General features: G+C 18.2%; 9 protein-coding genes. 5 read left to right on the top strand and 4 right to left on the bottom strand.

All coding sequences use genetic code 11. From position 1 onward, the window contains the following. Positions 1-113: 113 nt before the first annotated feature. From gyrA to dnaA, 4 genes are all read right to left on the bottom strand, one after another. Positions 114-2,630 carry a DNA gyrase subunit A gene (gyrA, locus tag ATP_RS01025; RefSeq protein WP_012504348.1) on the bottom strand — a complete coding sequence of 839 codons (2,517 nt, stop codon included), beginning with the start codon at positions 2,628-2,630 and terminating at the stop codon, positions 114-116. 45 nt (positions 2,631-2,675) lie between these two features. Next, positions 2,676-4,577 carry a DNA topoisomerase (ATP-hydrolyzing) subunit B gene (gene gyrB / locus ATP_RS01020; protein ID WP_012504347.1) on the bottom strand — a complete coding sequence of 634 codons (1,902 nt, stop codon included), beginning with the start codon at positions 4,575-4,577 and terminating at the stop codon, positions 2,676-2,678. A gap of 153 nt (positions 4,578-4,730) precedes the next feature. Then, positions 4,731-5,861, bottom strand: a complete 1,131-nt coding sequence (gene dnaN, locus ATP_RS01015; protein ID WP_012504346.1) for a DNA polymerase III subunit beta — start codon at positions 5,859-5,861, stop codon at positions 4,731-4,733. Position 5,862: 1 nt separating this feature from the next. Next, positions 5,863-7,230: a chromosomal replication initiator protein DnaA gene (dnaA, locus tag ATP_RS01010; RefSeq protein WP_012504345.1), complete on the bottom strand. Its 1,368-nt coding sequence runs from the start codon at positions 7,228-7,230 to the stop codon at positions 5,863-5,865. A gap of 1,046 nt (positions 7,231-8,276) precedes the next feature. Between dnaA and ATP_RS01005 the strand changes: the two genes are divergently transcribed. From ATP_RS01005 to ATP_RS00980, 5 genes are all read left to right on the top strand, one after another. After that, on the top strand, positions 8,277-9,308 hold the full coding sequence (locus ATP_RS01005) for a MetQ/NlpA family ABC transporter substrate-binding protein (protein WP_041186066.1): 1,032 nt from the start codon (positions 8,277-8,279) through the stop codon (positions 9,306-9,308). 13 nt (positions 9,309-9,321) lie between these two features. Next, on the top strand, positions 9,322-10,074 hold the full coding sequence (locus ATP_RS01000; protein ID WP_012504343.1) for an ABC transporter permease subunit: 753 nt from the start codon (positions 9,322-9,324) through the stop codon (positions 10,072-10,074). 1,015 nt (positions 10,075-11,089) lie between these two features. Continuing rightward, positions 11,090-11,848 (top strand): hypothetical protein, encoded by a 759-nt coding sequence (locus ATP_RS00995; protein ID WP_041186065.1) that lies wholly within the window; start codon positions 11,090-11,092, stop codon positions 11,846-11,848. 23 nt (positions 11,849-11,871) lie between these two features. After that, positions 11,872-12,240 (top strand): SVM family protein, encoded by a 369-nt coding sequence (locus tag ATP_RS00990; RefSeq protein WP_012504341.1) that lies wholly within the window; start codon positions 11,872-11,874, stop codon positions 12,238-12,240. Between the two features lie 1,753 nt (positions 12,241-13,993). Next, positions 13,994-14,401 carry a hypothetical protein gene (locus ATP_RS00980; protein WP_012504340.1) on the top strand — a complete coding sequence of 136 codons (408 nt, stop codon included), beginning with the start codon at positions 13,994-13,996 and terminating at the stop codon, positions 14,399-14,401. The last annotated feature ends 325 nt before the right edge of the window (positions 14,402-14,726 follow it).

Below are 14,726 nucleotides of genomic sequence, written 5' to 3'. Positions count from 1 at the left end.
AATTTATTTTAATATAATATAATTATAACAAAATTTAAATATAGGAAAAAAATTTAATATTATAATTAAAAATAAAAAAAACTATTTAACAAAATAGTCTTAAAAATATTTTTTTAAAAAATTTCAATTAAAGTTTCATCATTTGATTCTTCTTTTTTAATCAAAGTTTTTTTAATCAAAGCTACTGAAGATACTTTATCACTTTCTTCTAGTGAAATTAAAATATTTCCTTGTGTTACTTTAGATTTAGTTAAAGGTATTTGTTTGGTATCAATTCTAACTACTTTTCCATGATCAGAAAAAATAATTAATTCTTCATTTCGATAAATAGTTAAAAGTCTAACTAATTTACCATTTCTAGAAGTTATTTTTAATGTTTTAGTACCTTTTCCACCACGAATTTGATTACGATATTCGTTAGCTTTAGTTATTTTTCCATAACCCTTTTCAGTAATAACTAAAATATTTTGTTTTTCGCTATCAACCACAGTCATACCAATAATTTCTTCTTCTGTTTTTATTTTAATACCTCTAACACCAGAACTTTTACGTCCTGTTTGTCTAATTTCAAACTCATTAAAACGAATAGCTTTCCCATCGGAGGCAGCTAAAATAATGTCTTGTTGACCTGTAGTTCTACTAACAAATAAAACTTCATCATTATTTTTTAAAACAGCAGCTATTTTACCATTTCTACGAACATTTTCAAAATCTTTTAAAGAATTTCTTTTAATTAAACCTTTTTTAGTTACTAAAACTAAATAATTTTTTTCTTCTTTAAAATCTTTTACACTTGTTAAAGAAGTTAAAAATTCATTTTTTTCTAAAGGTAATAAATTAACCAAAGGAATACCTTTGGAGTAACGTGAACCTAAAGGAATTTCATAACCTTTTAACTGATAAATTTTACCTTTATTAGTAAAAAATAATTGATGATCATGTGTAGAAGTAATTAAAATATGTTCTAAAAAATCATTTTCTTGCATTTTTAAACCTGAAACACCTTTACCACCACGATTTTGTTTTTTATAAGTATCAAGATTTAAACGTTTAATATAACCTTTATTAGTAACTGTAATTAAAATTGTTTCTTTATTAATTAAAGATTCATTTTCAACAGTTAAATATTGTTCATTGCTAATAATAGATTTTCTTTTATCTTGAAATTGATTTTTAATTTTTAATAATTCTTTTTTTAAAATTTTTTCTTTTTTAGTTTGTGAATTAATAATGTTTTCACATTCATAAATTTTTAATTTCAAAATTTCTTCTTCTTTTATAACTTTTTTTATTTCTAAATTAGTAATTTTTTGCAAACTCATTTCCAAAATAGCTTTACTTTGAATTTCATCAAAATTATAATTTATCATAATATTTTTTTGTGCTTCTTTAACATCATTAGAATTTTTAATAATTTTTAAAACTTTTTCTATATCATTAAGAATAATTGCTAAAGCAGTAATTAAATGTTTTTTTTGTTTAGCTTTATTTAATTCAAATTTTTTTTGACGATTAATAACATCTATTCTAAAAAGAAAAAATTCTTCCAACATATTTTTTAAAGAAACTATTTTAGGAACACCATTAACTAAAGCTATCATATTAAAACAAAAAGAAGTTTGTAATTGAGTATGTTTATATAAATTATTTAAAATAATTTTAGGTTCAACATCTTTCCTCAATTCAATAATAATTCTCATACCTCTAGAATTATTAGATTCATCTCTTAAATCAGTTATACCTTCAATAATTTTTTCTTTAACTAAAAAAGCAATTTTTTCAATTAAACTAGTTTTTTTTATTTGATAAGGAATTTCTTTAATTATTATAATTGGTTTATTTTTATCAGAATAAATAATTTCTGTTTTAGAGCGAACAAATATTCTTCCTCTTCCAGTTTCATAAGCTTCTTTTAAACCAGAAATACCTAAAATTTCTCCTCCAGTAGGAAAATCAGGCCCTTTAATAAATTTCATTAAACCTTCAGTATCAATTTCTTTATTATCAATATAATTAATTAAAGCGTCTATTACTTCAGATAAATTATGAGAAGGTATATTAGTAGCCATTCCAACAGCAATACCAGTTGACCCATTTACCAATAAATTAGGAAAACTAGAAGGCAAAAAAACCGGTTCTCTTTCACTACCATCATAATTTTCAACAAAATCAACTGTTTCTTGATCAATTTCTTTTAATAATTCCATAGATATTTTAGACATCTTAACTTCAGTATAACGCATAGCTGCAGCATTATCGCCATCAATAGAACCTAAATTACCATGACCATCAACCAAAGGATAACGATAATTAAAATCTTGAGCCATTCTAATCATAGCTTCATAAATACTAGAATCTCCGTGCGGATGAAATTTACCCATTACATCCCCGACAATTCTAGCTGATTTTTTATAACTAGAATGAGAATAAACACCCAATTCATTCATTCCATATAAAATTCTTCTTTGAACAGGTTTTAACCCATCTTTAATATCAGGTAATGCTCTAGCTACAATAACACTCATAGCATAACTTAAAAAAGATTTTTTAATCTCTTGATTAATATTAATTTTTTTAATTTTTCCAACCAAAGAATCTTCATTTTTTAATAAATCATTTTTTTTTGACATTTTTTAGTCTCTTCTTTTTAAAAAATTTTTTTATTAGATATTTTATTAAACATCTAAATCAGCATAAATTGCATTGTCTTGAATAAATTTTTTTCTTACAGAAACTTCTTCTCCCATTAACATATTGAAAACTTGATCAGATTCTAAATCATTTTCTGAATTAACTTGCAAAAGAGTTCTAGTTTCTGGATTCATTGTAGTTTCCCAAAGTTGTTCAGGATTCATTTCTCCTAAACCTTTATATCTTTGAATATAAAATTTTCCACTTATTCGACTTAAAATTTTTTTTAATTCTTGTTCTTCATAAGCATAAGTTATTTTTTTACCATATTGAATTTTATATAAAGGTGATTTAGCAAAATAAATATAACCTTTTTCAATTAAAGGTTTTAAATTTCTAAAGAAAAAAGTTAAAAGTAAAGTTCTAATATGAGCACCATCAACATCAGCATCAGTCATAATAATAATTCTATGATAACGAACTTTGTCAATATTAAAATCTTTACCAAAACCAGTTCCTACTGCTTGAATCAAAGAAATAATTTCTTTATTACTTAAAATTTTTTCTAAACGAGCTTTTTCAACATTTAAAACTTTTCCTTTTAAAGGCAATATAGCTTGATATTTAGAATCTCTTCCTTGTTTAGCAGATCCACCAGCCGAATCGCCTTCAACAATATATAATTCTGACTCTTGAGGATTTTTATTATAACAATCTGCTAATTTAGATGCAAATCCTAAAGTTTCTAAAGGTGATTTTCTTCTAGTAGCTTCACGAGCTTTTTTAGCATCAATTCTAGCTTTAGAAGATAATAAACATTTTTCTATTATTTTTTTAGCTTCTTGAGGATTTTCTAATAAATATTTTTCTAATTCTTCACCAAAAAACTTAGAAATAATTTGTCTAACTTCAGAATTTAAAAATTTAGTTTTAGTTTGACTTTCAAAAGAAGGATTTGGATGTTTTAAAGAAATAACTACAGTTAAACCTTCTAAAGTATCTTCACTAATAAAATTAATGTTTTTTTTTAACATATTTTTATCTTTAACATATTTATTTAAAATTCTATTAAGAGCCATTTTAAAACCTTCTTCATGTGTTCCACCATCATGAGTCGGAATATTATTAACAAAAGAATAAATATTATTATTATAAACTTCAGTGTATTGAAAAACAATTTCAAAAAACATTTTTTCAAAAAATTTCTCTTGATAAAATTCCTTATTTAAACTTGTTTTATTTTGATTTAAATATTTAATATACTCTTTTAATCCTTCTTTATAATAAAATTCAAATTTTTCTTCTATATCTTTTCTTTTGTCGATAATAATTAATTTGATTCCTTTATTCAAAAATGCTAATTGTTGCATTCTTATCTTCAAAATTTCAAAATTATAATTTGTAGTTTCTTTAAAAATTTCATTATCTGGTAAAAAAGTAATAACAGTTCCTTTTTTATTCGTATTACCTTTAATTTCTAATTTAGTTACCGGTTTTCCTTTTTCATATTTTTGAAAATATATCTTACCTTGTAAATGAATTTCAACTAAAAACCAAGAAGATAAAGCATTTACTACTGAAGCACCAACACCGTGTAAACCACCAGAAATTTTATAAGAAGAATTATCAAACTTTCCTCCTGCATGTAATGTTGTTAAAATTGTTTCTACCACTGTTTTATTAGTCTTTGGATGAATATCTACAGGTATTCCTCTACCATTATCAGTTACACGAATAATATTTTCAGGTAAAACTTCAAGTATTATTTCATTTGCATAACCTTCTAGAGATTCATCAATAGCATTATCAACAATTTCCCAAACTAAATGATTTAATCCTTTTTCATTTGTTGAACCAATATACATTCCAGGTCTTATTCTTACTGCTTCTAAACCTTCTAAAACTTGAATGCTTTCAGCATTATATATTTTTGTTTTTTTTAACATTTTGTTAAAAAATTACCTTTCTTTTTAATAATTTTTTAATAATATAATATTTATTTCTAAAAATTAATTTATATATTTTATTATATTAACATTTTTTATATTAATTTATTTTTAAATAATTTTTGTTATTTTATTTTGTTATTTTAAAAATTTTTAATTTAATAAGGGTAGAATTAAATGTAAAGAAGTTTTATCTTCAAAACTAGTAACAATAAAAGGTTTGAAGGCAGATTGAAAAGAAATAATAATTTCTTTAACTAAAAAAACTTTTAAAATATCTTCTAAATATTTTGCATTAAAAGATATTTCTATTTCTTTGAATAAAATATTTTCTAAAGGTAATATTTCTTCTACAATATTACCAATTTCATCATTATAAGAAGATATTTCTATTTTTTTTTCTTTTTTTATTGTTAATTTAACAACACTAACATCATTTATGTCTTTATTTGAAATAAAAGAAACTCTTTCTAAAGTTTTAATTAATTTTTCTTTATTTAATTTAATTTTATAAATAAAATTATTTTCTAAAATTTCTTGTGTTTTAGGAAATTCACCTTCTAAAAGTGTTGTTTGAAAAAATAAATCATTAGCTTTTAAAAACATTTTTTTAGAATTAAAATAAATTTGTAAATTATCATCTTCATAGTATTCTAAAATTTTGCTTAGTTCTTCTAAAATTTTATAATGTATTACAATGTTAAAATTTTTATAATTAAAATCTAATTTTATTTTTTTTTGACTTAAACGAAAATAATCTGTTGATAAAACTTTTAAAAATGGTTTTTGATAAATAAAATTTATACCTGTTAAAATTGATTTTTTTTCATCTTTTGCGGCTGATATTTTAATTTCTTTAATAATTTTTTTAAAAATATTACCTTTAATTTCAATTTTTTCTTTAAATTCTAAAAAAAAATTAATTTTAGGAAAATAATTTAAATTCATTAATTTTAATTTATATTCTAAAAGTTCTGTTTTTATAGTTAATGAATTATTTTCATTTTTTTTCATTTCAATAAAATCACTATTTATTTTTTTAATAATTTCAATAAAATATTTTCCTGAAATTAATAAACTTCCTTCTTCTTGAATTTTTAAACTTTCATTTTTTATTTTTATTTTAATTGATGCATTTCCGTCGGTTGATTCTAATATTAAAAAATCTTTTTTAATTTTTATTTTAATTCCTAAAAAAATAGGAAAAAAAGTTTTATGAGGAATAATTTTTTGAATTTTCAATAATTGTTCTAAAAATATTTCTTTTTTAATTTTAAAATGCATTTTATATTTCCTCAGTTTCTTCTTTTGATTTTATTTTTTTTATAATAAAATCAACTGATTTTTTAAATTCTGTGTTTTGTTCAATATTTTTTTCAATTTTTTTGCAACCTTTAGAAATAGCAGAATGATTTTTTTTGAAAAATTTTCCAATTTCATTATAGGAAAATTTATATAATTTTTTAGATAAATACATCGATATGTGACGCGGTAAAGTATATTTTTTATGTTTTTTTTTTCCTAATAATTCATTAATTTCAATATTATAAAAACTACTTATTATAATATTTATTTTTTCTAAATATTCTTTTTTGTAAGATTTATTTTTAAAATTATTCATTTTTCCTTTAAGAAGTGGTTTTAAAATTTCTTTAGCAATATTTAAATCAATTTCATTACTATAAGTTTGAATATAATTAAAAAGTCTTAGTAAAGCTCCTTCCATTTCTCTAATATTATTAACAAAACAAGAAGCTATTAATTCTAAAATTTCTTTATTAATTTTAATTTTTTTTATTTCAAATTCATACATTTTTTGATTTAAAATATTAATTCTGTGCTTAAAATCTGGTTTTTTTATATCTATTATTAATCCAGCTTCAAATCTTGATATTAAACGCGACATTATGTTTTTTAATTCTGAAGTATTTTTATCACTAGTAATAACTATTTGTTTATTATTTAAATAAAGATAATCAAATAATTTAAAAAATTCTATTTGAGTTCTTTTTGCTTCAGACATTATTTGAATATCATCCATCAATAGTACATCAATATTTCTATATTTTAATTTGAAATTTTCTATTTTTTCTTCTTTTAGTTGATTAATAAAATCTTCTATAAATTCATCAGCTTTTACATATAAAACTTTTTTATCTTTATTATTTTTAATAATTTTATTTCCTATTGAATGTAATAAGTGTGTTTTCCCTAATCCAACATTTCCAAAAATATAAAGAGGATTTATTTTTATTTCTTTATTTTCTGAAATTTTTTTAGACATTTCGAAAGCGAATTTATTACTCTCTCCTATTATAAAATTTTTAAAATTATATTTTTTATTTAAATTTCCATAATTATAAATATTATAATTTGTATTATCTATTTTTTCTTCTTTAATTTCTTTTTTAGTTATAAATTTAAAATTTAAATTTTCTTTAAAAAAAGATTTTGATATTTCATTTATTTTTGATAAATAAATTTTATAAATTTTATTTTTTATAAATTCATTTTCTGCTAAAATAAAAATTATTTCATTTTCATATTTATAAACTTTTTTAGTATTTTTAAAAGTTTCATTAAAAACTTCATCACTGTAAATTTTCGAAATTTCTTTTAAAATTTTTTCCCAAATATAATTATATTTTTCCATGATTAAAATTTAAATCTCTTTTCGATTTAATTATTAATTATTTTATTTAATTATTAATTTTTTTATAATTATTTTTTCTTTCTATAACAATAATATTAACATATTTTTTTATTTTAATTATTAATTTATTTTTTTTATTTTTATTTATTTTTTATTATATATATAAATATTTATTATTATTATTATAGGGTTTTTTTTATGTTCTTTATTTTTTTTTTTAAGTATTTTACGTTTAATAATAAAAATTATAGGAACATTATAGGAACATTATAGGAACATTATAGGAACATTATAGGAACATTATAGGAACATTATAGGAACATAAAAAAAATAAGATATATAATTTTTAATATTTTTAAAACATATTTTTAAATATTAATTGACAGATTTTTTTATTTTTTATTTTTTTTTAAAAAAAATTTTTTATATCTTATTTTTTTAAAAAAGCTTACTAATTTGAATAAGTTAGGAACATTTTTTTTTGGCTTAAATAATTTGTTTTTTGTTAATTATTTAATAAATAAATATTAAGTTAGGAACATTTTTAAATATAGGAACAATTTTTAAAAATGTTTCTAGAATGAATTTTAGTATTCGTAAATTACTTAATTTTAAAAAAGCAGGAACATTTTTTTTAGAGTTAAAAAAAAATTAAGTGTCTAATGTTCCTAATTTTTTAAAAAGTCTAGTTTTTTGAAATAATTAATTTATGATTATTATTATAAATTTTAAAAATTAATAATTACAAACGATTTTTTTTCTTTTTAATTAATTCGAAATTTTTTTTAAACTAAAAATATAATTTTTATTTATTTTTCTTTATTTTCTTAAAAATACAAAAAATTAATTTTTAAAAAAAATAATAACTATTTATGGAAACATTTTCAATTTATAAAAATTAATTTAAAATATAAATGATTATAAATTACATTAATTATTTTTTTCAATTATAATAAAACCAAATAAATAATAAAAAAATAAAGTGTTATATAAAATATCTAAATTATTTGTTTAAAATTAAACATTTAAGAGGTCAAATTAAAAACATGAATAAATATTTTAAAAAATTTTTTTTTAGTTTTATTTTATTTCTAATTTTAATTTTAGCTGGATTTTTTTCATATAAATTATTTAAAAATGATAATACAAATCATAATCAAAACGATCAAAAAGAATTGCAAAAACATACAAAATTAAAAGTAGCAACAGCTTTAACACCGGTTGAAAAATTTTTAAATGAATCATGTAAAGAATTTTTAAAAAAACACAATATTGATTTAGAAGTTCAATTGCTTAGGGGTAGTTTTTTCGAAACAGTAAATTTAGTTGACAATGGACAAATTGATGCCGTTATATCATGTCATACTCCTTGGCTTTTGATTGAACAAAATAAAAAACAAACATTGAATAATATTGTTCCAGTACAACCTTTTTATATTGCTAAATTTGGTATTTATAAACATAAAAATATTAATTTAAATATTGATAATAATTTTAAAAATTTTAAAGTATTAATTCCAGATGATGATTCAAATAGGACTTTTGCTTTAAATCTTTTTAAAAAATATGGTTTAGTGGAATTAAAAGATAATAATAAAAAAAATCAACCATTAAGTTTTATTTTGTCTTTGGATGATTTACATCAAAATTCTAAATTAAAAGAAGATAATTTTGAATGTAAACCTTTAGCTCAAATAGAACAAGCTTTTCAAGAACGAATTAGTAATGAATATAAATATAATTTAGCTGTTAATTTTCCTTCTTTCATGTCCAATGTTGATGTTGATTATGAAAAAATAGATAATAATAATTTTCCCAATGTAATACCAAATGATAATTTTTTATTACAAGAAAAAGAATTTAATTTTTTTGCAATTACTTTAATGTCGAGGGAAAATAATAAAAATAATGAAGAAATAAAATATTTAAAAGAATCTTTAAAACAAGATGAAATAATTAATTTTGGCGAACAAAATTTACAAAAAACACATATTATGATTGATTCACAAGAGAAAATAAAAAATATTATGGACAATATAGAAGAATTATTTATCAACAATCATTTAAGAAAAAGTTAAGAAAAGGTAATTTATGAATTCTTTTTTAAAAAGATTTTTAGCAGTTTTATCTTATAAAGAACCCAAAGTTAATTTCAACCAAGAAAAACCTTATTTAATTTTAAATGGTTTTTTAGAAACTTTAAAATTAATATTGCCTGCTACTTTTTTTTCTTTTGTTATAGGTTTATTTTTAGGTATTTTTTTATATATTATTAGAATAAAAAAAACATATTTTAAAAATAAAATTTATTATTTGATAAATTTTATTTTTAATTTATTAATGTCTGCGCCTTTTTTAGCTTTTTCTATTTTAATTATTAAAAAATTTTTAGGACCTTATTTTAATTTGTATTATGGGTTTGAAGCTGCTTTTTTTTGTTTGATTTTTATATTAATTCCTATTTTTGCTCGCAATTGTGAACAAATTTTTTTAGAATTGGATGAGAATATTTATGAAACTTCTTATATGTTGGGTGCAAATAGATTTCAATTTGTAAGATATTTTATAATAAGAGAATCTATTCAGAGTATAATTTTAAAAACAATATCACTTTTTATTAGTTGCTTAGCTTATGCAAGTGTTTTAGGTCCTATTGGTATTAATGGTTTAGGGGAAATAGTTTATCGTTATGGTTTACAATCTCCACCATATCATAGACAGGCGAATAATTTTACAAACGAAGATGTAATATTTGTATGTATTTTTATAAATCTTTTAATGGTGTGTATCATTTATTTAATAGGAATTATTATTAATAATATAATAAATAATAATAAAAAATAAATTATTTCTCGTTAATATTATTATGTTTAATTCCTCTATATATAATTATTTTTCTTGAATTTATTTAATAATTTGTTTATAATATCGTTATGGGGATGTTTTTGGATTTGCTAGTATCAATTAATTTTATAAAGCATATCTTGGTTATGCAAGTAAAAACATCGAGGTTTTAAATAAACGACGAAAATAATAAATCATTACAAGATAATGGAGCTTTAATAAATTCTATAAATAATTATTATCCAACATTAAATTCTAGAATGAGTTCAGCTTTTTTATCATAAAAATAATTTTTTAAAATTATTACAATATATTTTTATGTTTTGAAAAAATAAAATAAATATATAGATATAAAATAATATATTTATTTTATTAAGAGTTATTTTAATTTTTTATTATCTCTTTAAAATTTATTATTTATTAATAAATTATAGAAAAAATAAAAACTATAATTTAAAATTAATAACAATTTAAAGACTATTAATTTAATATTTTTGTTTTTTATATTAAATTATAAAAATTTTAAAAAAACTAAATATGTAGAAAATATAAAAAAGATTGATATTATACATGGGTTCGAATCCCATCATCTCCACCAAAATTAATATTTTTAAATTTGATTTTTTTAAAAACAATAAAAATTTTATATTTTATATTTTTTTTAAAAAAATCATAATTTTACCTATCAGATATCAGATCGATTTTTATCGATCTTTTTTTTAAAAAAATCAAGAAATTGAAATTAAATTTTAAGTATTTTGAGATAAAAATTAATAAATAGTTAAATAAATTAAAAACAATTTAAACAATATTTTGAATAATATCATCATTTTAAAATGGAAAATTAAAATAATTAGCAAAAGAAAAATAATATAAAGTATTTTATTAGACAGTGAAAATATAAATTTATATAATAATAATTATTAAAAATAATTAAAAGTTAATAAAAAGTTAATAAAATTTTAAAAATATTAACTTTATTATTGACATTATTTCTTTTTTGGAGGTAATATTATTGTCATTATCATCTTTTAGAATTAAAGATGTTAAAACAACAAGTGAATCAAATTTTTATTTTTCTAAAAAACTATTAATCAATAATAAAAAATTAACAAAATTATTAAAAATTAAAAATGAATCTTTTAAATATAAAATTCAAATTATGATGTTTACATTTGATTTTTATAAAATTAAAGATTATGTTTTTTTATTAAATAATAATGAAAATCTATTAACATTCGATATTTCGATATTTAAAAAATTAGTTTTTGATAAAATTAAAAATAGTCAAATTTTTTCTTCACAAACCATTAAAAACGAAAAAAAAGAAATTAATGAATTTCAAAAACAAATTTACAATTTAATAAACATGCAAATAAATTTAATTTTTTCTAAAATTAAAACATTAAAAACTTTATTAGCAGAATTAAAAAGTCAACTAATAATAAAAATAAAAAAGATTAATTCTAAAAAAAGAGAAATATCAAAAATCATACAAAAAAATAAAAAAGTTTTTGATAATTCTGAATTTCAACCATTCCTAAATATAATAAAACAATTACAAGATAAAAAAACAGAATTATTTAACCAAATATTCAAAAATAACCCCAAAATCATCATATTTATTAAAAACAAATATGAATTTTTAATTAATATACTAAAAAATATTGAAGAATTTAAAAAATTTTTAAAAAAATTATTTAAAGAATATAAAAATATTTTTCAATATTTTTTTATCAAAAATATTTATCCAATAAACTCTGCAGAGGGATAAAAAAATAAAGGAGTTATTAATTAATGTTTAAATTTAAAAGTCAAATTAAAGTAATTTATATTTGTTTATTTATTATTTTAGGATTATTTTTTATTATCAATAATAATCATGTTATGGCATCTCCTCCTAAAAAAGATTCTAATAAAGGAAAATCGATTGATAAGTCGGTTTCTTCAAAAAGAGAAACAGTATCTATTAGAGAATATCGGGAATTAGAAATGGCATTAAATCAACTTCCAGAGGAAGAAAGAAATACGATTATGGAAACTTTAAATAATCCTGAAAAAATGGAAGTATTATTAAAAAAAGCTCAAGATGAAGCAAATAAAAAAAGAGGAGGAAGTTCATCATCTCAACATGATGATAACAATAAAGACAAAGGAAAAAAATAAAGATAAATAATATTTATATATAATCATTTATTTTTAATTTCAACCTTTTTAAATACTAATTAATTTTTTAAATATCATAAAAATATTTAATTTATATTTTTTTAAACCTTCTATAAAATCACCTCTGCAGGGTAATCAAAAAATAAAAGATTTATTAATTAATGTTGCAATTTAAAAGTCAATTGAAATTAATTTATATTTATTTACTTTTTTATTATTTATTATTAATAAATGTATTTTTACCATAAATAATAATCAAAATATAGTAGATGAAACTACGACTTTAAGTGCTTTAATGTTATAAGGAAGACAAATAACACAACAAATACTTGCTATTTCAAATCCATCAAGAAATCTTCGTTAAATAAGAATAAATAATTAATAAAAATTTAAATATAAAATTATACTTTCTTTAGGGAGTATTTTTTTATATTTAAATTTAATTTAAATTTGTTACAAATTATTTAAATTAATTCAAAAAAGAAAGGTAGTGAAAATTATATGACTAAGTATCCAATTTAATAAAAAATCCAATCTCTTGAAAAATAATTAAATTCTTTATATAGTATAGTTACTAAATAAATTTAAAGAGAGTAAATATGATGAAAATCAAAAATAATGAAAATGAAATCAAATATTTTTGAATTTTTTAATTACATTATTGTAAATTTTAAAAATGATAATATTTTAACACGTATGAAATTACATAAATTAATTTATTATACTTATATTAAATATTTATTAAAATACAACAAATGTTTAATTAAATAAAAACCTAAAACTTTGTTTTATGGATCTGTAATTGGTAATTTATATTTTTTTGAAAGATTATTACGATAAAAATATAAAAAAACTTTTTAAAAATTACAAAAATAAAAAAGTTTATTTTTCAAGACAACAAATTATTAACGAATTTTTAAATTTATTTCAAGATATTGATGTTTTATTTTTTATCTTATATTTTACATAATCAATAACCATGGTATATTAAAACTCATCTAACATGTTATTAAAATAATGATAGTTTTATTCCAAATTAACTTTTAAGAACATATTTTTCTAAAAATATTTTTTTATTTTATTATTGAATAATAATTTGTTATTTTTATTTTTTAAAATTAATAAAAAAATAGAAAAAATTAAAGGAATTATTTGGCATTCTTTTTTTGTTATTAGAAAATATCGATATGATTTTAAACAATTTAATGAATGTACATATCATAATATTGTAGTTTTTTTTAAATAATTTGTTTGAAAAAAATTACTGTTGAATAACAATCTATAAATATCTGTTTTTATATTTCTATTCGATTAGTAAAAGATCAAGATTTTATTATTGAATGTAAAATATGGGATCATAAAAATGACGAAATTATTAAAAGATTACAAAAATCATTTAATTAATTAAATATTCTAATTATATATCACGCAATTATTTTTAATACATTTTTTAAAAATAAATGAGATTCTAAACGTAAAGAAGAATTTAATGATTTTTATAAATCAATGTTGGAATTATTACCACAAATAATAGAAAAGAAATTTATTTACAACATTTAAGAAATAGAACAATCTTTTTGTTTAATTTGTATAACACATTCTATAATTAACAGAAAAACTGAAATATTTGTGTGTTTTTGTGATTGACCAATCAAAATTTTAACTTAAATTAAAAATAAAAAAATAAACTATTTTTAATTTAAGTTTTTTATAAAATTAATAGATACAAAAATAAAAGTAGGTTTTTTAATTAATGTTTAAATTTAAAATAATTTATATTGGGTTTTTTAATTTTTTAGGAATATTATTTATTATTAATAATAATTTTATTATAGCGATGGAACATCATAATCATGATTTTAATTATATTTTATTATCAAATCATTTGAGAGAAATAAATGATAAAACTTATTATCTTGCAAACAAAAAACAACAATTATTTATGTTATCAGTAAATACTAATCAAAACTTATATCCACAAAATTTATCTTTATTGAATGAAAAATATTATCGAGTAGTAAGGATGATTAAAAATTTAGAAGAACAAAGAGAATTAATTTATAAAACAATAAATAATAATCAAAATATTATAACATTTAGAAATACATTAAATAATATACCCACATCAATATTATTACAACAACATTTAGAAATACATTAAATAATATACCCACATCAATATTATTACAACAACAAGAGAATTTTACAATTTTACATCAATTAATGATTCAATTTAATGAACAATTACAACAAATATAATTAAAAAATATTTTTTGATTATATTTGACTTTATTTCATAAAATTACTGTTGTTTTGATTTTTTTAAACAAATATTTTTTTAGATAATGATTATTTTTAAAATTAAAATAATAATTATTCTAGGGCTTATTTTAAATATTTTTTTATATTTAAATTTTAAATAAATACTTTATAAAACTATTTAAATCCTATCATTTTTTAAATTTTTAAATTCTATTTATGATATA

Origin of the sequence: Candidatus Phytoplasma mali (genome assembly GCF_000026205.1) — a bacterium.
Taxonomy (GTDB): domain Bacteria; phylum Bacillota_I; class Bacilli_A; order Acholeplasmatales; family Acholeplasmataceae; genus Phytoplasma; species Phytoplasma mali.
Note: the sequence above shows the minus strand (reverse complement) of the source record. Positions and strands in the feature narration are given on the sequence as shown.